The 20851-nt window shown below is 57.0% G+C and carries 20 protein-coding genes; 10 read left to right on the forward strand and 10 right to left on the reverse strand.

Annotation, left to right across the window (positions count from 1 at the left end; genetic code table 11):
* Window positions 1-3 precede the first annotated feature (3 nt).
* The 3 genes from AVI_RS11005 (at window position 4) to AVI_RS11015 (ending at window position 2785) form a co-directional block, all read left to right on the forward strand.
* A complete protein-coding gene (locus AVI_RS11005; RefSeq protein ID WP_015916429.1) occupies window positions 4-717 on the forward strand; it encodes an aspartate/glutamate racemase family protein in 714 nt (237 codons plus the stop codon).
* Window positions 718-787: 70 nt separating this feature from the next.
* The gene (locus AVI_RS11010; protein ID WP_015916430.1) at window positions 788-1408 is read left to right on the forward strand and encodes a TetR/AcrR family transcriptional regulator; all 621 of its coding nucleotides are present in this window, start codon (window positions 788-790) and stop codon (window positions 1406-1408) included.
* A gap of 156 nt (window positions 1409-1564) precedes the next feature.
* The gene (locus tag AVI_RS11015; protein WP_015916431.1) at window positions 1565-2785 is read left to right on the forward strand and encodes an MFS transporter; all 1221 of its coding nucleotides are present in this window, start codon (window positions 1565-1567) and stop codon (window positions 2783-2785) included.
* A gap of 72 nt (window positions 2786-2857) precedes the next feature.
* On the opposite strand, the gene AVI_RS11020 is transcribed toward AVI_RS11015, so the two are convergent.
* Complete coding sequence (locus tag AVI_RS11020) at window positions 2858-4636, reverse strand: methyl-accepting chemotaxis protein (RefSeq protein ID WP_041696768.1); 1779 nt, start codon at window positions 4634-4636, stop codon at window positions 2858-2860.
* Between the two features lie 454 nt (window positions 4637-5090).
* Window positions 5091-5465 carry a winged helix-turn-helix transcriptional regulator gene (locus AVI_RS11025; RefSeq protein ID WP_174082366.1) on the reverse strand — a complete coding sequence of 125 codons (375 nt, stop codon included), beginning with the start codon at window positions 5463-5465 and terminating at the stop codon, window positions 5091-5093.
* A 274-nt stretch (window positions 5466-5739) separates the two neighbouring features.
* Between AVI_RS11025 and AVI_RS11030 the strand changes: the two genes are divergently transcribed.
* The gene (locus tag AVI_RS11030; protein WP_015916434.1) at window positions 5740-6615 is read left to right on the forward strand and encodes an SDR family oxidoreductase; all 876 of its coding nucleotides are present in this window, start codon (window positions 5740-5742) and stop codon (window positions 6613-6615) included.
* 128 nt (window positions 6616-6743) lie between these two features.
* Here AVI_RS11030 and AVI_RS11035 read toward each other — a convergent pair whose 3' ends face one another.
* Window positions 6744-7496 (reverse strand): pyridoxine 5'-phosphate synthase, encoded by a 753-nt coding sequence (locus AVI_RS11035; RefSeq protein ID WP_015916435.1) that lies wholly within the window; start codon window positions 7494-7496, stop codon window positions 6744-6746.
* A 564-nt stretch (window positions 7497-8060) separates the two neighbouring features.
* Here AVI_RS11035 and AVI_RS11040 point away from each other — a divergent pair.
* Window positions 8061-8753, forward strand: a complete 693-nt coding sequence (locus AVI_RS11040) for a MerR family transcriptional regulator (protein WP_015916436.1) — start codon at window positions 8061-8063, stop codon at window positions 8751-8753.
* 31 nt (window positions 8754-8784) lie between these two features.
* On the opposite strand, the gene AVI_RS11045 is transcribed toward AVI_RS11040, so the two are convergent.
* Window positions 8785-9915 carry an ATP-dependent DNA helicase gene (locus AVI_RS11045; protein ID WP_015916437.1) on the reverse strand — a complete coding sequence of 377 codons (1131 nt, stop codon included), beginning with the start codon at window positions 9913-9915 and terminating at the stop codon, window positions 8785-8787.
* A gap of 48 nt (window positions 9916-9963) precedes the next feature.
* Complete coding sequence (locus AVI_RS11050; protein ID WP_015916438.1) at window positions 9964-10557, reverse strand: LysE family translocator; 594 nt, start codon at window positions 10555-10557, stop codon at window positions 9964-9966.
* Between the two features lie 149 nt (window positions 10558-10706).
* Here AVI_RS11050 and AVI_RS11055 point away from each other — a divergent pair, with 149 nt between their 5' ends.
* Entirely contained in the window at window positions 10707-11552 is an 846-nt protein-coding gene (locus tag AVI_RS11055) for an aldo/keto reductase (protein WP_015916439.1), read from the forward strand.
* Window positions 11553-11570: 18 nt separating this feature from the next.
* Here the strand turns inward: AVI_RS11055 and AVI_RS11060 are convergent, their stop codons facing one another.
* The 3 genes from AVI_RS11060 to AVI_RS11070 all read right to left on the reverse strand — a co-directional run bounded on the left by AVI_RS11060 (window position 11571) and on the right by AVI_RS11070 (window position 14459).
* Window positions 11571-11885, reverse strand: a complete 315-nt coding sequence (locus AVI_RS11060) for a hypothetical protein (RefSeq protein WP_015916440.1) — start codon at window positions 11883-11885, stop codon at window positions 11571-11573.
* A gap of 201 nt (window positions 11886-12086) precedes the next feature.
* The gene (gene ilvN / locus AVI_RS11065) at window positions 12087-12659 is read right to left on the reverse strand and encodes an acetolactate synthase small subunit (protein WP_015916441.1); all 573 of its coding nucleotides are present in this window, start codon (window positions 12657-12659) and stop codon (window positions 12087-12089) included.
* A 21-nt stretch (window positions 12660-12680) separates the two neighbouring features.
* Window positions 12681-14459: an acetolactate synthase 3 large subunit gene (locus AVI_RS11070; RefSeq protein ID WP_041696773.1), complete on the reverse strand. Its 1779-nt coding sequence runs from the start codon at window positions 14457-14459 to the stop codon at window positions 12681-12683.
* A 356-nt stretch (window positions 14460-14815) separates the two neighbouring features.
* On the opposite strand from AVI_RS11070, the gene AVI_RS11075 reads away from it, so the two are divergent.
* Together AVI_RS11075 and AVI_RS11080 are read left to right on the forward strand one after the other, a co-directional pair.
* Window positions 14816-16897, forward strand: coding sequence for an ATP-binding protein (locus AVI_RS11075; RefSeq protein WP_015916443.1), 2082 nt, complete (start codon window positions 14816-14818; stop codon window positions 16895-16897).
* A 3-nt stretch (window positions 16898-16900) separates the two neighbouring features.
* A complete protein-coding gene (locus AVI_RS11080) occupies window positions 16901-18037 on the forward strand; it encodes a rhomboid family intramembrane serine protease (protein WP_015916444.1) in 1137 nt (378 codons plus the stop codon).
* 48 nt (window positions 18038-18085) lie between these two features.
* On the opposite strand, the gene AVI_RS11085 is transcribed toward AVI_RS11080, so the two are convergent.
* Together AVI_RS11085 and miaA are read right to left on the reverse strand one after the other, a co-directional pair.
* Window positions 18086-18343, reverse strand: a complete 258-nt coding sequence (locus AVI_RS11085) for a hypothetical protein (protein ID WP_041696776.1) — start codon at window positions 18341-18343, stop codon at window positions 18086-18088.
* An 84-nt stretch (window positions 18344-18427) separates the two neighbouring features.
* A complete protein-coding gene (gene miaA, locus AVI_RS11090; RefSeq protein ID WP_015916445.1) occupies window positions 18428-19342 on the reverse strand; it encodes a tRNA (adenosine(37)-N6)-dimethylallyltransferase MiaA in 915 nt (304 codons plus the stop codon).
* Between miaA and serB the strand changes: the two genes are divergently transcribed.
* Together serB and AVI_RS11100 are read left to right on the forward strand one after the other, a co-directional pair.
* Window positions 19341-20231, forward strand: coding sequence for a phosphoserine phosphatase SerB (gene serB, locus AVI_RS11095; RefSeq protein WP_015916446.1), 891 nt, complete (start codon window positions 19341-19343; stop codon window positions 20229-20231). The genes miaA and serB overlap by 2 nt on opposite strands.
* 9 nt (window positions 20232-20240) lie before the next feature.
* On the forward strand, window positions 20241-20807 hold the full coding sequence (locus AVI_RS11100; RefSeq protein WP_015916447.1) for a GNAT family N-acetyltransferase: 567 nt from the start codon (window positions 20241-20243) through the stop codon (window positions 20805-20807).
* The last annotated feature ends 44 nt before the right edge of the window (window positions 20808-20851 follow it).

Here is a 20851-nt window from a genome sequence, read left to right on the forward strand (position 1 = left end):
ACAATGCGGATGATCGGCTTGATTGGCGGAATGAGCTTTGAAAGCTCGGCGGTTTACTATCGGCTCATCAATGAGGCAGTTCGCCATCAGTTGGGCGGTTTGGCATCGGCTGAAATCGTCATGCGCTCGGTCGATTTTTCGCAGATTGTTGGCTACCAAAAGGCAGGCCGTTGGGATCTGGCGGAAAAGGTGCTGGGCGATGCCGCTGCCGCCCTGGAACGCGCCGGTGCCGAATGCGTGTTGATCTGCACCAACACCATGCATCTGATTGCCGATGCCGTGGCGGCCCGTGTTTCCGTGCCGCTTATCCATATTGTCGATGCAACGGCCCAGGCCATCAAAGACGCTGGCTTCAAACGGCCCCTGCTGCTGGCCACCCGCTACACGATGGAGCATGGCTTTTATACCGATCGCATGCGCGCCCTCGGCCTGCTGCCCATGGTGCCAGGCGCAGAGGATCGCGGCATCGTCCATGATGTGATTTTCGATGAACTCTGCGCTGGCCGGGTCGAAGCACAGTCGCGGGCTGCCTATCTGGCGATCATTGAAAAGGCCAAGGCAGACGGTGCCGATTGCGTCATTCTCGGCTGCACCGAGATTTGCCTTCTGCTCGATCCCAAAAATCTTTGCCTGCCGGGCTTTGATTCCACTGCCATTCACTGTGCGTCTGCGGTGGAATTTTCGCTCACTCCGCAACAGGTTAAGAAGATCGCCTGAACGCATTGACTGCGGTTTGTTGATCGCAGTCAATTTTTTGCTTGATTTGGAAACGATCATTTCCTATTATATGACCATGATGGACCAGCCAACAAAATCCGGCAGACCAGCGGGCCGCCCTCGGGAATTCGACACGGACGTGGCGCTGGACGCCGCCTTGGTGGTGTTTTCCGAGCGGGGCTACCAAGCCGCCTCGATCAGTGAACTTGCCGAAGCCATGGGGTTGACGGCAGGCAGTATCTACAAGGCGTTCGGCGACAAGCGCGGTGTGTTTCTCGCCGCCTTTGATCGCTACTGGTCGGTGCGCCATGCGATGATCCTGAAGCGCATGGCACCGCTTAAGACCGGGCGGGAAAAGCTGTTTGCCCTTTTGCAGCATTACGCCGAACACGCCCATGGTGCGGCAGGCCGGCGCGGCTGCCTCGTAGTCGGCGGCGCCAACGATCTGTCACTGCTGGATGCGGAAGCCTCCGCCCGCGTGGGTCTTGCTTTTACCGCCAACCAGCAGCGCCTGAAGGACCAGATTGTCACCGGACAGGCCGATGGCTCGATCCGAGCCGATCTCAATGCCGATGTCATCTCCAGCGCCCTGCTGTGCCTGACGATGGGCATGCGCGTGGTCGGCAAGACAGGCCGGACAGAAGACGAGATGCAGGCCGTGGCGCAAGCGGCGCTGCGGCTTTTGGACTGAGCCGTATCTCATCCCTTACAGCGGCGTGCAGCAGCATGGTGCAGTGAGGTTCGCCATAACACTGCCTATTCGCTGAACCATTCAACAGTCGCCACTCACAACAGTACCATGGCATCCTCCCAAGACCATGGCGCCCCAAGCCGAGAAGCAACCACAATGACCCTTTCCAGCCCGCTCTTACGGCACGACGCCGAACACGCCCTGTCGCCAGCCCTGACATTTATCTTCGCCCTGGCCTGCGGGCTTATCGCCGCCAATCTCTATTACGGCCAGCCGCTGGCTGGACCGATCAGTGCGGATTTGGGGTTCTCACCCCAGGCGACCGGCCTGATCGTCACCCTCACCCAGCTCGGCTACTGTCTCGGCCTTTTGCTGCTGGTGCCGCTGGGTGACCTGATCGAAAACCGCAAGCTGGTGATCATCCTGATTGGTCTTGCCGCGCTGGCCCTGCTCGGCGGCGCACTTTCCACCACACCCGGCCTTTTCCTGCTGGCCTGCCTTGGTATTGGCCTTGCCTCCGCAGCCGCCCAGGTTCTGGTACCCTTTGCCGCCAGCATGGCACCGGATGCCTCACGCGGGCGGGTTGTCGGCAATGTTATGAGCGGCCTGCTTTGTGGCATCATGCTGGCCCGGCCCATTGCCAGCTTTATCGCTGAGGCATCGTCCTGGCATGTCATCTACGTCCTTTCGGCGCTTGCGATGATCGGATTGATGGTGGTGCTCGGCGTGACCCTGCCCCGCCGCCAACCCCATGCGCAGATCGGCTACGGCGTCCTTTTGTCCTCCATGGCCCATATGGCGCTGACCAACCGCGTGCTCCAGCGCCGGGCGCTGTATCAGGCCGGTATGTTTGGTGCCTTCAGCCTGTTCTGGACCACGACGCCGCTGCTGCTGTCAGGCCCGCATTTTGGCCTGAGCCAGAATGGTATCGCGCTGTTTGCACTCGCCGGGGCATCTGGCGCCATTGCCTCCCCCATTGCCGGACGAATGGCTGATCGCGGCCTGACCCGGGAGATTTCCATCGGCGCCATGGTGCTGGGCATCGGCGCGTTCCTGCTCGGCCGCTATGCGATTGAAACCTCCCCAATCACAGGCGTAATTTGCCTGACACTTGCGGCAATCACCCTGGATTTTGGCGTACAGGCCAATCTGATCAGCGGCCAGCGTATCATCTATTCAATGACTGCCGCCCATCGCAGCCGACTGAATGGTCTCTATATGGCGACATTCTTTCTTGGCGGTGCGCTTGGTTCAGCTATAGGCGGCTGGGCCTACGCCACAGGCGGATGGTCACTGACCGCCTGGATCGGCCTCTGCTTTCCCGCCGCCTCGCTTGTGCTGCTACTGACGGAACGGCGGCAAACGGCAAAAGTATAAAGAGTCTAACGGGAAGCGCCGTGCGGTTTATAAACGCACAGCGCTGTAACGCTTTAAATCGACTGAATGTCTTTAAAACTCGCTCCAGCCGCCGCCGGATTGGGATGCGACCGAACCCGCTACCTTCGACATCAACTCCCGTGCGGGCGATGTCGTGGGACGATGTGCTGAAGTCGCCGCGCCAAGCTGGCGTGACGAAGGCCGCATACCGGCACCGCCCAGTTGGAATTTCTCAATCAACTCGCGCAGACGCGCCGTTTCCTGGGCAAGCGTTGCGCTGGCGGCATTTGTCTCTTCCACCATCGCCGCATTTTGCTGCGTTACCTGGTCCATCTGGTTTACGGCTGCATTGACTTCGGAAAGGCCGGTGGCCTGCTCGCGAGCCGAGCTGGTAATGGCCTCCATATGTTCATTGACCGCAACGATATTCTGCTGGATCGTCCGAAGCGCCTCGCCTGTTTCGCTCACCAGTCTTACCCCGGTGCTGACCTCGTTTGAAGAATTACGGATCAGTTCCTTGATTTCCTTGGCAGCCTGAGCGGATCTTTGCGCCAGTTCGCGAACCTCTTGCGCGACCACGGCAAAGCCCTTGCCTGCTTCACCGGCACGAGCGGCCTCGACACCGGCATTCAGCGCCAGCAGATTGGTCTGGAAGGCGATTTCGTCGATCACCCCAATGATATTGGAAATCTGATTGGACGAATTTTCAATGCGCGACATCGCGCCAACCGCATCCTCAACCACCTTTGAAGAGCGCACCGCATTGTCGCTGGCTGTCGATGCCGAATGACGGGCTTCTTCTGCCCGTTTTGATGCATTCGAGACATTCACGGTAATTTCGTCAAGCGCCGCAGCGGTCTCTTCCAGGGAGGCGGCCTGCTGCTCGGTCCGCTTGGACAGATCTTCGGCGCTCTGGCTGATTTCGCGCGTGCCATTGTCGATCTGGCTGGTTGAATGCGCCACCGCGCCAAGCGTGTTGCGCATCTGCGTCAATGCTTCATTCATCGTGCGGCGCAGTTCTTCAAAATCCGGCGCAAACGGGTTGTCCAGAGTGAAGGTCAGATCACCCTGCGCCAGCCGCGTCAGGGCGCTGCCAATCGCATTGACCGCATTCACTCTTTCGGTCACGTCCGTGGCAAACTTGACGACTTTTGTAACCTTGCCCTTGGCATCAAGGATCGGGTTATAGGCAGCGTTGATAACCACCTTCTTTCCGTTCCTGCCGTAGCGAACAAACTCTGCCGATTGAACTTCTCCGCGGCGCAAGCCAGCCCAAAAGTCTTTGTAGTCGGCTGATTTTGCGTATTCGGGGTCAACCAGCATGCTGTGGTGACGACCCTTTATGTCGTCCAGTTTATAATCAATGGCTTTGAGGAAGTTTTCGTTGGCGCTAACGATCTCACCTTCCGTGGTAAACTCGATAATGCCTTGAGAACGGCTAATCGCCATCATCTGCCCCTGGTAATCCAGGTTCTGCAAGCGCTCCTTGGCATTGGCCCATTCAACAACGAAGCCAGTTGTTTTTCCACTTTCCCGCAAAGGTGTGACGATGAGATCGAACGCGCGGTGACCAACCCAGATCGTCGCCCGGTGCTGCGTTTTGAGAGCAGCCAGCATATTGCGCTGATGGGATGGGTTTTTGTGGAAAATATCGATATTGCTGCCAATGAGTTTGTTAAAATCGAAGCGGGGAAGTTCTTTTTTAAGATCAGATTCAGCCTCTTTAAGTAGTTCCATGACGGAATCGTTCATATAACGAATGTTCAGATCAACATCCGAGATCATAATATTCGCTGTGATCAGTTTCAAAGATTGGGTCTGCATCCGAGCGACACTAGAAATTCCAAACATTACGTATAGTCCCTTTCCGACGAACTGAGGAAGGCGCGAGAACAGGCTCTGTTCTGTCGAGAGCGTCACGGATACCAACCAAAATGACATTGCCAGCATGAAGTGTAGTGGCAATCTCCCTATAATTTATTAATAAATTAGATAACGCGAAATATATGGATTTTGAAAATTCCGTAGAGATTACACAATAAAAGCAGAGACTTACAGAATATTTTTCTTGAGAAGACGCAGGATATTGTGACATTCGACCAAGGACGATGGGTGGTTTTTTTAGTCCAACATCAGTCTGGCAGGCGCCAGAAACTAGCTTTACCGAGAAGCCAATTCGGCGGGGTCTTGGCACCCATAGCGCCGTGCTCAATATATGGCGCACGGCGCTATAGTTCTTTATATCTGCGGTATAATCGTCTGTTTAAATCCACGCCGATTTAGGAAATTATGCAGGCGTGCAGCCTCAAACATTCTGCCTATCGAACCGAGCGCGGGCCTCGACCACGCGGGCATGATTGTCGATGGCAAATTCCACGAGATATTTGAGTGAAAATACCAGCTGCTCGCCCATCTCCGTCAGGCCATATTCAACGCTGGGCGGTTTGGTGGGGAAAACCTGCCGGTGCACATAACCATCGCGTTGCAGGTCCCTCAGGGTCTGGGTCAGCATACGCTGAGAAATGTCCGGTACCAGGCGTCGAAGCTCACCGAAGCGATAGGGTTTCTCGGCAAGCGAACCTAGAATGAGCGTCGACCATTTGTCGCCGACATGGGAAATCACCGAGCGCACCGGGCAATTGTCTTCCGCCCGCTTGCTTTTGCTTACCCCCCTCGTCATTGCCTCCGAGGGAGCCCGCTGCGTGGCATCGTTCATGATGGTACCCTTTCTGTAACCAAAGGTGCTAAAACTGCCTTCTTTACAGCAGTTCCAAAAGGCTGATTATAGTGCTGGTCTCAAATTGAGAGCAACAAGATAATAGGGTATCGAGTTTTACAGGCCGTGCGTTTTATAAAACGCGGAGACAACTCTGTAACACTCTATATCCGCTGGATAATTTTCCCTTCAACCAATTCCGGTTCAGGGAATTATGCAGGAGCTGGGATAGAGAAATATGACCAAAATACTGATTACCGGAGCATCCGGAAAGCTTGGAAGACTTGTCATCAACCATTTGCTGGAAAGCCAGCATGTTGCCGCTGCTGATATCGTCGCTGCCAGCCGCAACCCGTCTGGTCTGGCGGATCTTGCCGCAAAAGGCATCGAAACACGTCAGGCCGACTTTACCGATCCGGCATCGCTTGACCAGGCCTTTTCCGGCATTGACCGGCTGCTGATCATTTCCACCGATGCCATCGGTTCGCGCGTCGAGCAGCACAAGGCAGCGGTTGCCGCCGCCGCCAATGCCAAGGTCGGCCGGATTTTCTACACATCCATGCCAAATCCGGAGACATCCAAGATCCTGTTTGCTCCCGAACATGCGCAGACCGAACAGGCCATCAAGGCTTCCGGCCTTGCCTATACGATTTTGCGCAACAACTGGTACATGGAAAATCTATTCATGACGCTGCCATCGGCGCTGGCCAGCGGCCAGTGGCATACATCCGCCGGAGAGGGCAAGACCGCCTATATCGCCCGAGAAGACATTGCCCGCGCCATTGCCAGCGCCCTGGCCAAGCCAGTGGCCGAAAACATCGTCTATACGCTCAGCGGCAGCCGCGCCTATAGCAACAGAGAGATTGCCGCCCTGGCCGAAAAAGCCACGGGCAAGCCGCTTGCCGTGGTCGACATCACCGACCAGCAGTTGGAAGACGGCATGGTCGCTGCCGGCATTCCCAAACCCGTAGCGCCGGTGTTCGCTTCAATCGATACGGCCATCCGCGCCGGTGACCTGGATGTGATAACTGATGATGCGCAAAGCTTGTCGGGCCATCCATTGCTGTCGCTAGAGGCCTTCATCGAAGCAAACAAGGCCTCCCTCATCGGCTGATCGATATCGATCAACTGAGACAGGCTCTCGTCACCTCAGAATGACGCCAAGCAATCTCTGCTCAGCATGGCGTCATTCTGGATGGCACATCTTGAAATATGTAGATCTGGCTAAGTGGCGCGTGGACTTCAGGCCAACTCGCCACAGGCTCGGCGAAAACGCCGAACGGTTTCGGCCATGCCGAATTCCAGCGCGTCCGCCGTCAGCGCGTGACCGATAGAGACCTCGGCCAGGAAGGGAATCCGCTCCGCCAGCGCCGGAAGATTGGCGATTGTCAGGTCATGACCGCCATTGACGCCCATGCCCAGAGCATGCGCCGCATCAGCGGTTGCCCCCAGAAGCGCTAGTTCACGGGCCGCTTTTTCCGGCGCGTCGTAGCAGCTGCCATATGGTCCCGTGTAAAGCTCGATCCGGTCGGCGCCGGTCGCCTTGGCCGTGGCAACCGCCTGCGCATTCCCATCGCCATCGGCAAACAGGGAAACCCGCATACCTGCCGCCTTCAATCGCGCAACGACATCTGTCAAAAACACTTGATGCGCGGCGAAATCCCAGCCATGATCAGAGGTAGCCTGAGACGGGTCATCCGGGACCAACGTCACCTGCTCCGGCTGTGCCTCTTCGCAAAGCTGTAGAAAATCTTCGCTGGGATAACCTTCGATATTAAACTCGGCCTTTGGAAACTCGTCATCGATCAACGCACGCAGCAGCGGCAGGTCGCTGAACCGGACATGCCGCTGGTCGGGCCGGGGATGAACAGTCAGGCCTTGAGCGCCCGCCTGAAGCGCCAGGCGACCGAAATGCCGGACATCCGGCCAGGGAAGATCGCGCCGGTTACGCAGCATGGCGATGGCATTCAGATTGACGGATAATTTTGCTGGCATTGGCGAAACCCGTTTTCTTGCTGCGGCGCTCAAAGTCCGCACCCAGACGGTCATCGCCGTCCATCCACTTCTGTAAAACCTTGACGCTGAAAAGACCAACGAGATTATGCAATAAATCGATGGAAATTGATGATCGGTCGCCAGAAATTGTCGGACAGAATGGGGACTTGCTTTGCTGACGCCTCTTTTGGGCCAACCGAACCGTAAATCCATCCAGGGTGACCAGCACTGGCAAGCGTGAAAGCGTGTTCGAATCTTTATGTCCGAAAAATTACCTCGAAGAAACCATCCGAAGCCCTAAAAACCATGGGTTTGAATTTTAGTAAAACTGATGATATATTTACAAACAAGAGTTTAGATCGAGCATCTTTAGATCGGACATCATCACGTTTTGGAAATTCTTCGGCGGGGACTTCAAGTATTTCCATGTTTCGAGCATCAGGCAACCACCTCTCTAGGGTAGCAGCATGGAACACTGCAACCATTGGATAGATCAACCGCGAACGATATTGGAACGAATTGAAAATATTTCCCGATATTATCGGGACAAGGGGGACTTATCGCATGGCAGGCCAACCCGAATTTCTTGACGTTACAGAATCCATCACTCCCATCCTGAAAGCAGGTCTTGCCATGATGCCGGATCTGCCTTTGCCCGAAGATCTACCACCGGAGCCGGTGGCAATTTCCGAAATGGCCAATCTGTTTGGCGTCACCCACAGAACCCTGCATTTCTATGAGGAAAAGAACCTTCTCTCCTCAAGCCGCATGGGGCTGATGCGGGTCTATTACCATCGTGACATTATCCGCATGGCGCTGATCAACACCTGCCGGGAGATCGGCATGCCGATTGCCGCCATTCAGGATCTGTTTGCCGAACTGAGCGGCACCATCACTCAGGCACAAGCCAATGAGCTTCTCAACACGGCGCTGGAGGCACGAAAACGGGAATTGATTGCATCGCAATCGATGATGTTTCGCCAGATCGAGCAGATCAACAGCCTTCTCACCCGCGAAGATGACCAGAACGAAACAGAGACGCCGACTTTGCGCCATGGTATTGATCTGACCGAACTGGAGCATCACTGCCTGTCGCTAATGGCGGAAGGCTATACCCAGGTGCGGGTGGCACGAACCATGCAAATGACCTTCGAAGCGGTGATTGCGCTGGAAGCCAGCATCATGCGCAAGGTCCAGGCGACAAATCGATTCCAGGCGGTAGCAAAAGCGGTGCTGCTGGGCATCGTTGCCAATTAGAAAGCCGACCAGTCCCCTTACCGCCCCCCCATTACCGGACTATGGTCAGCGTCTCTGCCGCACGGGTCACGGCGGTGTAGAGCCAGCGCTCGCGCGTATCACGAAACGCCCAGCTTTCATCAAACAGCACGACATTGTTCCACTGCGAGCCCTGGGCCTTATGCACCGTCAGCGCATAGCCATAATCAAACTCGTCATAGCGCTTGCGCGTCGTCCAAGGAATTTCAGTCTCGACGTCTTCGAAGGCCGCTTTCAGCAGCTTGATCTTGGCAGCACCTCGATCCATGTCGTCATCTTCCGGCTTGATCAGCAGGTTCATGCCAGGTTTCACCGTCTCTCGTGAAGAAGTCATCACCTGCCAAAGCGAGCCGTTCAGCAGACCCTTGACCTGATCATTGCGCAGGCAGACCAGTTTGTCGCCAGATTGCGGGTAATCGGCGGTAAAGCCCTTCAATTCGCGCAGCCGCTTGTTGTAGCGTCGCCGGGTCTTGTTGGTGCCGACCAGAACCTGATCGCAATTCAGCACCAGATCCTGCGTTACCTCATTCTTGGAAATCACCCGCGCCGTGCTGCCGTAATCACCATGCGTGATTTCCTTGCCTTCGCGGATCTGCATGGCAAGCTGGATGATCGGATTGTCACGGGCCTGGCGATGAATATCCGTCAGCAGATAGTCCGGCTCCTGCTCGGTAAAGAACCCGCCGCCCGTCACCGGCGGCAACTGGCCGGGATCGCCCAACACCAGAATGGGTGTGCCAAAGCTCATCAGGTCACGGCCAAGCTGCTCATCGACCATTGAGCACTCGTCGATGACGATCAGGGCGGCCTTGGCCACCGGGCTTTGCCGGTTGACGGAAAACATCGGCGTCATCGAGGTCTTGCCGGTCTCCTCGTCCGACACTTCCTCTTCGCCACGCGGACGGTAAATCAGCGAATGAATGGTGCGCGCCGTGGTCGCGCCACGCGAGCGCAACACCTGCGCCGCCTTACCGGTAAAGGCTGCAAACAACACATCGCCATCGACATTCTCGGCAAAATGCCGGGCAAGCGTGGTCTTGCCGGTTCCGGCATAGCCGAACAGACGGAAAACCGGGGTCTTCCCCTCCTTCAGCCATTTGGCAACGGCCTTGAGAGCTTCATCTTGTTGAGGTGCAAATTCCATAGCGAGGAAATGCGCGGATTCGCGGGGCAAAAGCAAGGACAAAGCGCTTTATGCCAGCATAGGCCACAGGCTTACGACCAGCAGCAAGGCCATGGTGATATTGAACCACTTCAACCGCACCGGATTGGACAGCCATTCCCGCAGCACTGAGCCGAATCCAGCCCAGGCCGAGACGACAGGCACATTCACCAGCGCAAACACCAGCCCGACCAGAAACACCGTGAACCAATAGACTTGCGGATTGGTATAGGTCGCCATGGCCGTGACAGCCATGACCCACGCCTTGGGATTGATCCATTGAAATCCCGCTGCGGCCAGAAAGGACATCGGCACCGCCTGCGCCTTGCCTTCACCAAGGCTGCGTGAGGAACCGATCTTCCAGGCAATCCACAGTAGATAGAGACCACCGGCAATTTTCAGCCCGTGATAAAGCATGGGCACTGCCGCAAGCAAGGCACCCAATCCCAGTCCAACACCAATCAATAGCGTGAAAAAGCCCGCACCAATGCCAAGCATATGCGGCAGAGTGCGCAGAAAGCCAAAATTTACTCCTGACGCAAACAGCATCATGTTGTTTGGACCTGGCGTAATCGACGTAGTGAAGGCAAAGAGAATCAAGGCGACAAGCGTTTCGGGTGTCATGAAAACGGTTCCGGTTCAATAGTACGTCAATATAGCTGACCTATCATCCCCGTCCACTAGCAGATTGTATCGGTGACATCATTTACGGTTCCCAACTTGCCCGTTCCAGCGACCCTGCTATCCTGGCCGAACCATTCGGGAGCAAGATCATGAACGACACCCTTCCCACGATTACCCTGCCTTCCGGCCAGATCGTGCCAGCTCTTGGCCTCGGCACATGGATGATGGGTGAGAATGCGGCCGCGGAAAAAGACGAAATCGCCGCCGTGAATCATGCCCTCGATCTCGGCATGACAGTGATTGACACCGCTGAAAAATATGGAGATGGCAGTACTGAACAGATTATCGGGCGAGCCTTGAAAACACGGCGCAACGAAACCTACCTTGTCTCGAAAGTCGCGCCATGGAACGCCAGCCGAGAGGGCACGATGAGCGCTTGCGAAGGGAGCCTCAAACGGCTCGGCACCGACTGCCTCGATCTCTACCTGCTGCACTGGCGCGGCGAACACCCGTTGACAGACACGGTCGAGGCGTTTGAGACGCTGAAAAACCAAGGCAAGATCAAAGCTTGGGGCGTCTCGAATTTCGATGTCGCCGACATGGAGGAACTGTTTGCCGTGGAGAACGGCGCGAACTGCCAAGCCAACCAGATCCTCTACAATCTGAGCCGCCGTGGCGTGGAATACGATCTTCTTCCCTGGTGTCAGGAACGCGGCCTTGCCATTATGGCGTATTCGCCGATTGAGCAGGGGCGGCTCCTCAAGCACCCAGAACTGATCCATGTGGCAAAGGCCAATCAGGCAACGCCTGCGCAAGTGGCGCTTGCTTTCCTGCTTGAGCGCGACAACGTGTTGCCGATCCCGAAGACTACAGCCACAACCCGCATCGAAGAAAACCGTGGATCGGTCGATATAGAACTAACGGAAGACGATCTGGCGCGGCTCGATGCTGCATTTCCACCACCGCAACGAAAGCAGCCGATGGAAATGCTGTGATCGAAACAATTATACGCATCAGCCCTTCAAACAGGCCTGCAGGCTGGCCTGGCTAGCCGCCTCACCATCCGCACCATAGGCATCGTAGCAATCCAGCGCCCATTCACTCGACCCGTCATCGCCAAGGGCGCTTTGCTCATCATGCGACGGCTCGTGCTCAAGAGGAAGACGCGAGGTTTTTGGAAGCTTGACCTCGGAAAATGGAGAATCAATCACTGGTGACGCGCTGGCAAAAGACGCCGAAGGTATTTGGCGTTCAACAAGTCCCTTTGCCGCAAGACCAGCCGGAAGAGACAAGGATGCGATAAGTATTACGACTGTTGCTGCTTTCATGGCAGGCTCCCGTGTTTGGTAAGCCGTTAACGCGCCATTAGCACTTTTGTTCAAACCAGGGCGTAAAGCGAAAATCACAAGCCCGTGTATTTCAGCCTACTTGTCAAGAGGCGTGAACGAACAGCTCTGGGGAAAACAAAGGGCGCATCCGGATTGAAGCCGGATGCGCCCCCAAATAGTTCAGCAGCAACAGGGTAGCAATCACATGCCCTGCGAGCCACGGTTCATGGCGGCGATGCCGGTGCGGCAGACTTCGTTCAGCCCCAGCGGCTTCATGATCGACACAAACTGGTCGATCTTCGAGGACTTGCCGGTCAGCTCAAAGATGAAGTGATCGACCGTGGCATCGACCACCTTGGCGTGGAAGGCATCGGCCAGCCGCAGCGTTTCGGCCCGCATCTCGCCTGTCGAGACCACCTTGACCAGCGCAACTTCCCGCTCAATTGGCCGCTCCTGGCCAAGCTGGCGGGCGCGCACGGTCAAATCCAGCACCCGGTGGACCGGCACGATCCGCTCCAGCTGCGCCTTGATCTGTTCCAGCACCAGTGGCGTGCCACGGGTGACGATGGTGATCCGCGATAGATGCGCCTCATGCTCGGTTTCCGAGACGGTCAGGCTTTCAATATTGTAGCCACGCCCGGAAAACAGACCGATAACGCGGGCGAGAACGCCCGGCTCGTTATCGACCAGCACGGACAGGGTATGACTTTCGACGGCCGCCGTTTCCGGGGAGATAAAATAGGCCGAACCGGTCGGTTGTAGATGTGCGTTCATAACTCTTGGCTCCTCCTGGTGTTAAACGAGCTGACGGCCCTTGGCATCGATGGCCGTTGCCACCGCATCGTCCGTCGCCTCGTCCGGCAACAGCATTTCGTTATGCGCCTTGCCCGATGGGATCATCGGGAAACAATTGGCGAGATTGGCCACCCGGCAGTCGAAGATCACAGGTTTCTTCACGTTGATCATCTCCAGGATCGCATCATCCAGTTGATCTGGCTTTTCACAGCGAATGCCGACCGCGCCATAGGCTTCCGCCAGTTTGACGAAATCAGGCATGGCTTCGGTGTACGAGTTGGACAGCCGGTTGCCATGCAACAACTGCTGCCATTGCCGCACCATGCCCATATACTGGTTGTTGAGAATGAAGATCTTCACCGGCGCGTTATATTGCACGGCGCAGGACATTTCCTGGATGCACATCTGGATGGAGGCATCACCGGCGATGTCGATGACCAGGCTTTCCGGATGGGCGATCTGCACGCCAATCGCCGCCGGGAAACCATAGCCCATCGTGCCGAGGCCGCCCGAGGTCATCCAGTGGTTCGGCTGTTCGAAGCCGAAAAACTGGGCGGCCCACATCTGGTGCTGGCCGACTTCTGTGGTGATGTAGGTATCATGGCCGAGGCTCAGTGCCGACAGGCGCTCGATGGCATATTGCGGCATGATCACGTCCCTGGAGGGCGTATAGGAGAAAGACTTGCGCGCCTTCCAACCGGCAACACTGGCCTTCCATTCCGCAGTCTGCGCTGCATCCGGCTTTTTCGCCAGCGCACGCCACTGACGCACCATGTCTTCCAGAACATGGGCGATATCGCCAGTGATCGGAATATCGACGCGCACCGTCTTGTTGATCGAGGACGGATCGATATCGATATGGATCTTCTTGGAATTGGGCGAAAACGCATTGAGACGGCCCGTGATGCGGTCATCGAACCGTGCGCCGATACAGACCATCACGTCGCAATCATGCATGGCCATGTTGGCCTCGTAGGAGCCGTGCATGCCCAGCATGCCCAGCCAGTTCTTGCCCGATGCCGGATAGCTGCCCAAGCCCATCAGGGTCGAGGTGATCGGAAAATCGGTGAGGCTGACCAGTTCGCGCAGCAGCTTGGAGGCTTCCGGCCCGGAATTGACAACACCACCACCCGAATAGATCACCGGACGCCGGGCGCTGGCCATCAGCTCGACAGCCGCCTGGATCGCCCTGGAGTCACCCTGCATTTTCGGCTGATAGCTGCGCTGGATCGTGTGGTTTTCCGGCGGTGTATAGGTGCCGGTGGCAAATTGCACATCCTTCGGAATATCGACGACGACAGGGCCGGGACGTCCGGTTTTGGCAATACGGAAGGCTTCGTGGATAATGCGGGCCAGATCGTTGACATCCTTGACCAGCCAATTGTGCTTGGTGCAGGGGCGGGTAATGCCAACCGTATCGCATTCCTGGAACGCATCCGAGCCGATCAGCGTGGTCGGCACCTGGCCGGACAGGCAAACCAGCGGAATGCTGTCCATCAAGGCATCCTGCAGCGGCGTAATCGCGTTGGTGACGCCAGGACCTGAGGTGACGAGCATGACCCCGACCTTGCCGGTCGAGCGGGCATACCCTTCAGCAGCATGGCCAGCGCCCTGTTCATGACGCACGAGGATATGCTGGATCTCGTCCTGCTGGAAGATTTCATCATAGATTGGCAGGACTGAGCCGCCCGGATAGCCGAATATATGTTCGACCCCATTATCCTTCAGCGCCCTCAAAACAATTTCTGCGCCGGTCATCCTGTTGTCTGTGCCAGTCATGTCTGCTCCCGCTATTTCCCGAATGCTGCTGTTATCGTGATTTTGGCCATAAAAAAAGGCCCCTGGAAGGAGCCTGTCTGTCGCGCATGGGAGGCTATTGCCTGACGGTCACACCGTCATGCCCATGCGCGTACCCACCACGAGAAGAATGTTAAAATTGATCATGGGCAAAGTGATAGCCAGTCTGACCGCAAGCGTCAACGGCAAAAAGCCTGCAAATGCGGCAGGAGGCGCACATTTTCGAAGCATCTGCGCAGGTGTTGCCGTCAAGATGATATACCGGATCTTAACAGCAGGCGGCTACCATCGCCTGCCGGTTCCTCGCCGGACCCCGGTCCATCACAGATGAGCGCCTTTTGCAAAACCCTGATCTTCCACCTTCAGGCTCCTCCCTTTCCAGCGCATCCGCCGGACAGGATCGCCGTGACCAGATGACACCTGGCAATCGTTTTCTGGGCCGTGTGGTTGCCTGCAATGGCGCACGCGCCACAATCGCCGCCACCGCCCAGGAAGGCGGCACCGATCTGACGTCGCTCTGGTCTGTCGGGCGGCTGATTTCCATTACCGTCGGGGAAAATCGTGTCGTCGCACTGGTCTATGCCATGCGGACCGAAACCGGCCTGTGGAGCGAAGATAAAGATAACGGCTTCATCGTCGATGTCGAATTGATGGGCGAGGTCAGCCGGGGGCCGGATGGCAGCGAAGTCTTTACCTCAGGCATCACCCAATATCCCTATCTCGGCGCCGTTGCCCATCGCATCCGCGTGGCCGATCTGAAGCGGATCTACGATTCGAAAGAAGGCGGCAGTTGCAAGATCGGACGTTTGAGCCAGGACGATTCCATCGACGCCACGATCCACATTCCTTCCATGCTCTCCAAGCATTTCGCCGTGGTCGGCTCCACCGGCGTCGGAAAATCCACCGCCGTTTCACTATTGCTGCATAAGGCAATAGCCGCCGACCCCAAGCTGCGGGTGCTGATCCTCGATCCCCATAATGAATTTGCCGCAGCCTTTGGCAGCCAGGCCGTGGTGATCGACACCGACACGCTGGACCTGCCCTTCTGGCTGATGCGTCTCGATGAACTGACCGAAGTGCTCTATCGGGGCAGGCCCGCCGTCGTCGAAGAACTGGATGTTTTGCGCGACCTGATCCCGGAGGCCAAACGTGCCTTCAAAGGCTCTGAAGCTGGCCTGACGCGCCGCAGCGAGCGGGCTGGTTTTACCGCCGATACACCAGTGCCCTACCGATTGTCGGACCTGCTGGCCGCCATTGACGAGCGGATCGGCAGGCTGGAAGGCCGCGACGAAAAGCCCGCCCTGCGGTCGCTGAAAATGCGGATCATGTCGGCGGTCAACGATCCGCGCTATCGCTTCATGTTCTCCAGCAACACGATCAGCGATACGATCATGGAAACCGTCGCGCATATCTTTCGCGTGCCGGGCCATGGCAAGCCAATTTCCACGTTTCAACTGGCTGGCATTCCCTCCGAAATTGTCAATTCGGTGGCCTCCGTGCTGTGCCGCATGGCCTTCGAGCTGGCGCTCTGGTCAAACGGCGCAATCCACATGCTGGTGGTCTGCGAGGAAGCGCATCGCTATGTGCCGGCAGACCCCAGCCTTGGTTTTTTCCCAACCCGGCAGGCCATTGCGCGGATTGCCAAGGAGGGCCGCAAATACGGCGTTTCGCTCGGCATCATCACCCAAAGACCGGGGGAGCTGGACCAGACGATCCTGTCGCAATGCTCCACCGTTTTTGCCATGCGGCTTTCCAACGACAGCGATCAGGCCATCATCCGCAAGGCCCTACCCGATAGCTCAATCTCCGCCACCAGTTTCATTTCCTCAATTGGCAACGGCGAAGCGATTGCCTTTGGCGAAGCGATTGCCGTGCCGATGCGTATGCGGTTTGATCGGGTGGAGCAACGCCACCTCCCCAAAGCCAGCGGCAGCACGCTGGCCCCCTCCGAAGACATGCCAGATAATATAGACCTCAGCGAAGTCATCTCGCGGATGCGCGCCAGCGCAGAACCGGACATTTCGGGCTTCCAACAGAGCTATCGTGCGCCGGAGCCGGAAGTGTATAGACCGCCCGCTCCCAATCCTGAGCCGACCATCACCACCCCTCTTGCCGAGCCGTTCCGCGCCCCGACCGTCGAGCCGCCAGAAGCGCCGCGCCCGATCCTGCCCAGCCCGCCCATCGAGCCCTACCGGCCCGACATGTTGCCCGGCACCGAGCTTGGCACCTCACCCGCTGCACCCCGCCCCGAACCGGCCTCCGGCTTTCGCCCCGCCAGCGCCTATGCGGGCCTGCGTAAGCCGGATGCTCAAACCCTTTTTGCCGCCGCGCCCTCACCCGCCGTGCCGCCCAGGCGTGACACGGGCATGAGTTTGCGCGAGAGTATCTTGAAGAAGCCGCTGGGTGGGTTGAAGGATTGAGAGATGGACGAGATCGTGCCTGTTTCGAAAGACAAGCAGAACTCAACGGCCTATAAAATTCCCGGGGCTACATTCATTCTATGCGCAGCGTTTCTAATCGTGTTCAGGCTGCAAACGGAATGGGCATTCAGCCCGCAAAACAAGACTGGTTTCGACCTTCAGACCTTGGTCGCATTCGGGGCAGCATCCAGAAACCTTGTCTTTTCCGGCGATTGGTTCCGCTTGTTTGCCGCGAACTTCATCACTGACGAAGCCATTCAACTGCTTCTCAATCTACCCTTCCTCATTTTTGCCGGGATGTCACTCGAAAGGCATTTCGGCTCCGTATGCTTTCTGGCGATTTTCTTCGGGGGCTGCATTGTCGGCACATCCTTTTCCGTGCTCTTCAGCAACCCTGAAATTATTCACTTCGGCCCGATTGGCGGACTGACGGCAATCCTAATAGCAAGAACCATTTCAGTGCCGCAAACACCCGGCTCCCCGTCCCCCAGCTCCCCGTCCAGAGGGAAGCTATATCGGCAAGCTGCCGCACATGGACGGATGTTTTTCACAATCGGCCTTCCTCTTATTTATTTAAAGACAAACCCGGCGTCGTATTTCGGCAATATCATGGGTGGGGTCTGTATCGGACTAGCCTGCGGCATCCTTCTGCGGTGCAAATGGCACATCAAATACGCGGCGCGCGTCAGGAAAGCAGCATCGACGCTGGTCTTTGCAAATGCGGCGATGGCGACTTATGCCATATACGCGGTTAACGCCGGATTTGGAGATTACGGATATCTACACAGTGTAGCCCCTGCCCAGGAAACCAGGCGGTTAATTGCAGACGCGCAAAGAGGCGGCACCCTTTATATAAAATCCTATCCTCTCGATCCGATCGGCTATGCCCTTATCGCCGATCATGCTCTTGGCGAACACGATTATCCGGCGGCTGAAAAATACGCCAGGAAGGGCTTATCTATCGTTCAGCAGATCAACAGACCCGAATTGCAGTCAACAAAGATGATGATACTCGCCGAACTCGCCCTGAGTTTGCGCGGAGAGAACGAAATGGATGCGGCCAAGGAACAGGCGAAGACGCCATGTTCTGGATGGACGAAGATTGCAAGGACGCTGCGAAAAGATGGCTTGTGTGGCTAGCAATCGCCTGATTTTGAACATGCCAGGCAGGCTATTGCAGCATCTATTTCATATGTTTTCACCCCGCTTCACGGCATCGGCCAGCACGCTCAAATGCCGCTCGATCAGCGTCAGGAAGGCAATCGTGCCGCAGACCAGGGCCGCAACCAGAATGCCGCCCAAGCCACCGATGACAGCACCGGGAATGGACAATTCGCCGGTATAATAAATTCCGCGCGTGGCGCCGGATGCAGCGGCGATGGTGATGATCAGCAGAGCAAACAGGATGTTGAGGGCGGACAGGGTTCTGGCGAGAAAGTGGTTCATGGGAACTCCGTGATCGATTGTTTCGCAACAATGAAATCACGGTTCAACACACCGAACAAGATTCGGATGTGACCGCAGATCACCTCAGCCTGAACGGTTGGCAGCAGGATCGACCCTCTCCCAAGTCTCATTCATCTGGTTGCGAAACCAGGTCATCTGGCGCTTGGCATATTGCCGGGTAGCTGCACTGGATTTTTCGATAACATCCTCCCGGCTGATCTCACCCTTCAACATCGCAGCAATCTGGGAGACGCCGATGGCTTTCATGGCGGGCATGTCCAAGGAAAGGTTCTGCGCCAGCAGCGCCTCAACCTCTTCCACCGCGCCCTCATCCATCATCATTGCAAAACGCCGGTTGATGCGGTCGTGCAGCAGCTTGCGATCCGGCAGCACGACCAGTTTTCTGGCCCGTTGCGGATCAATGATCATTGGCCCGGAGCGGGTTTGAAAGACGGAAATCGACTGGCCGGTGACCTCAAGCACCTCCAGCGCCCGGATGATCCGCTGGCCGTCGCGGGGGTCGAGCCTTGCCGCAACGGTGGGGTCACGTAGAGTCAGGTCGCGATGCAGGCTTTCCGCCCCTTCAACTCTTTCACGCTGGCGCAGCATCACGCGCACCGCTTCGGGTATGGCGGGCATGTCGGACAAGCCGCCGGTCAGCGCCTTGAAATACAGCCCCGTGCCGCCAACGATCACCGGCAACCGGTTTTGCGCCTGTAGATCTTGCAACAACACAGCAACGTCGCGCAGCCAGTCGCCGGTCGAATAGGCAGCACCCGCCACCACATGGCCATAGAGGTGATGCGGCACGGCCTGCATATCCTCTTCGCTCGGGCGTGCAGTCACCACACGCAGCGTGTCATAGACCTGCATGCTGTCGGCATTGATCACCACGCCACCCACCTCAGCCGCAAGCCTCAGCGCCAACGCGGACTTGCCGCTGGCGGTCGGTCCGGTTATCAGGATGGCATCAAAATTGTCATCAAGGTTGTTCATCATGGCTTTCGTTGCCACGCTTATTGCCAATCCGTCAAATCCTGTTCTGACCCCGGCCCTTGCCGAGCAAGCCGCAGCCGCGGTTTCTGCCTCCGGCCTCTATTGGCTGGCGGATGGGATTGCCTGCGACATTGCGCTGAAAGATGGCAGCGATCTTGACGTTACGGAACAGACTTTACGCAAGGTGATAGAAGGTCAACCCATTGATCTCGCCATCCAACAGGCCGATACGCGCCGCAAGGCCTTCCTGATCGCCGATATGGATTCGACCATGATCGGCCAGGAATGCATTGATGAACTGGCCGCCGAAGTCGGTTTGAAAGACCAGGTCTCGCAGATCACCGCCCGCGCCATGAATGGCGAAATCGCCTTCGAACCGGCGCTGCGCGAGCGTGTTGCTCTCCTGAAAGGCCTGCCCATCACCGTCGTGGACGAAGTGATCGCCAAGCGGATCACGCTCACCCCCGGCGGGCTGGAACTGATCGCCACCATGAAGGCCAAGGGCTATTATACCGCGCTGGTCTCCGGCGGATTTACCGTCTTCACCTCGAAAATCGCCGCGACCCTGGGCTTTGACGAAAACCGCGCCAATATCCTGCTGGAACAAGACGGCCTGCTGACCGGCAAAGTGGCTGAACCAATCCTCGGCAAGCAAGCTAAGGTGGATGCGTTGCAGGACATTGTCACCCGTCTCGGCCTGTCGCCGGAGGATGCGATTGCTGTCGGCGACGGCGCCAATGATCTCGGCATGCTCGGTGTCGCCGGCTCGGGCGTAGCGCTGCATGCCAAGCCCACAGTCGCGGCTCAGGCGAAAATTCGCATTGACCATGGTGATTTGACGGCATTGCTTTATCTTCAGGGCTACCGCAAGACCGATTTCATGACTCCATGAGTTGAGCCGATGATTATTCTCGAAACCGACCGGCTGATATTGCGCCGATGGAAGGATAGCGACCGCAATCTGTTTCGGGAAATCAATGCCGACCCGAAGGTCATGCAGTTCTTCCCTTTTCGCCGCACCTATGAAGAAGCGGACCTGATGATGGACCGCGTCAACAGGCTGATCGATGAGACCGGCCTGTGCTTCTATGCGGTCGAACTGAAGGAAACCGAAGAGCCCATCGGCTTTTGCGGATTGTCGGACGCGATGATGCCGGACATCCTGGCGGAAGGCACGATAGAAATCGGCTGGCGGCTCGCCACAAGGTTCTGGGGCCATGGCTATGCCACGGAAGCGGCACGCGGTCTTCTCGGTTACGGTTTCGAGGCCAAAGGCTTGAACGAAATCGTCTCTTTTGCGGTCGCCACCAATCACCGCTCCACCGCCGTCATGCAGCGGCTCGGCATGATCCGTGACCTGAACGGCGATTTCGACCACCCGCGTGTCCCCGACACCCATCCGCACCTGAAACCACATGTGCTTTACCGGATGACAAAACAGCTTTGGGCGTCCCAACACATCACTTGAAGTAGCGGATTCAAGCTCTGAACCCGCTGCCATAAACCGCTGAA

The sequence above is a fragment of the Allorhizobium ampelinum S4 genome, assembly GCF_000016285.1.
GTDB classification, from domain to species: domain Bacteria; phylum Pseudomonadota; class Alphaproteobacteria; order Rhizobiales; family Rhizobiaceae; genus Allorhizobium; species Allorhizobium ampelinum.

Bases quoted from the DNA above. Each gene is read 5' to 3' on its own strand.
- AVI_RS11005 (WP_015916429.1), top strand. From the start codon at position 4: ATGCGGATGATCGGCTTGATTGGCGGAATGAGCTTTGAAAGCTCGGCG.
- AVI_RS11010 (WP_015916430.1), top strand. From the start codon at position 788: ATGACCATGATGGACCAGCCAACAAAATCCGGCAGACCAGCGGGCCGC.
- AVI_RS11015 (WP_015916431.1), top strand. From the start codon at position 1,565: ATGACCCTTTCCAGCCCGCTCTTACGGCACGACGCCGAACACGCCCTG.
- AVI_RS11020 (WP_041696768.1), bottom strand. From the start codon at position 4,636: ATGTTTGGAATTTCTAGTGTCGCTCGGATGCAGACCCAATCTTTGAAA.
- AVI_RS11025 (WP_174082366.1), bottom strand. From the start codon at position 5,465: ATGACGAGGGGGGTAAGCAAAAGCAAGCGGGCGGAAGACAATTGCCCG.
- AVI_RS11030 (WP_015916434.1), top strand. From the start codon at position 5,740: ATGACCAAAATACTGATTACCGGAGCATCCGGAAAGCTTGGAAGACTT.
- AVI_RS11035 (WP_015916435.1), bottom strand. From the start codon at position 7,496: ATGCCAGCAAAATTATCCGTCAATCTGAATGCCATCGCCATGCTGCGT.
- AVI_RS11040 (WP_015916436.1), top strand. From the start codon at position 8,061: ATGGCAGGCCAACCCGAATTTCTTGACGTTACAGAATCCATCACTCCC.
- AVI_RS11045 (WP_015916437.1), bottom strand. From the start codon at position 9,915: ATGGAATTTGCACCTCAACAAGATGAAGCTCTCAAGGCCGTTGCCAAA.
- AVI_RS11050 (WP_015916438.1), bottom strand. From the start codon at position 10,557: ATGACACCCGAAACGCTTGTCGCCTTGATTCTCTTTGCCTTCACTACG.
- AVI_RS11055 (WP_015916439.1), top strand. From the start codon at position 10,707: ATGAACGACACCCTTCCCACGATTACCCTGCCTTCCGGCCAGATCGTG.
- AVI_RS11060 (WP_015916440.1), bottom strand. From the start codon at position 11,885: ATGAAAGCAGCAACAGTCGTAATACTTATCGCATCCTTGTCTCTTCCG.
- ilvN (WP_015916441.1), bottom strand. From the start codon at position 12,659: ATGAACGCACATCTACAACCGACCGGTTCGGCCTATTTTATCTCCCCG.
- AVI_RS11070 (WP_041696773.1), bottom strand. From the start codon at position 14,459: ATGACTGGCACAGACAACAGGATGACCGGCGCAGAAATTGTTTTGAGG.
- AVI_RS11080 (WP_015916444.1), top strand. From the start codon at position 16,901: ATGGACGAGATCGTGCCTGTTTCGAAAGACAAGCAGAACTCAACGGCC.
- AVI_RS11085 (WP_041696776.1), bottom strand. From the start codon at position 18,343: ATGAACCACTTTCTCGCCAGAACCCTGTCCGCCCTCAACATCCTGTTT.
- serB (WP_015916446.1), top strand. From the start codon at position 19,341: ATGGCTTTCGTTGCCACGCTTATTGCCAATCCGTCAAATCCTGTTCTG.
- miaA (WP_015916445.1), bottom strand. From the start codon at position 19,342: ATGATGAACAACCTTGATGACAATTTTGATGCCATCCTGATAACCGGA.
- AVI_RS11100 (WP_015916447.1), top strand. From the start codon at position 20,241: ATGATTATTCTCGAAACCGACCGGCTGATATTGCGCCGATGGAAGGAT.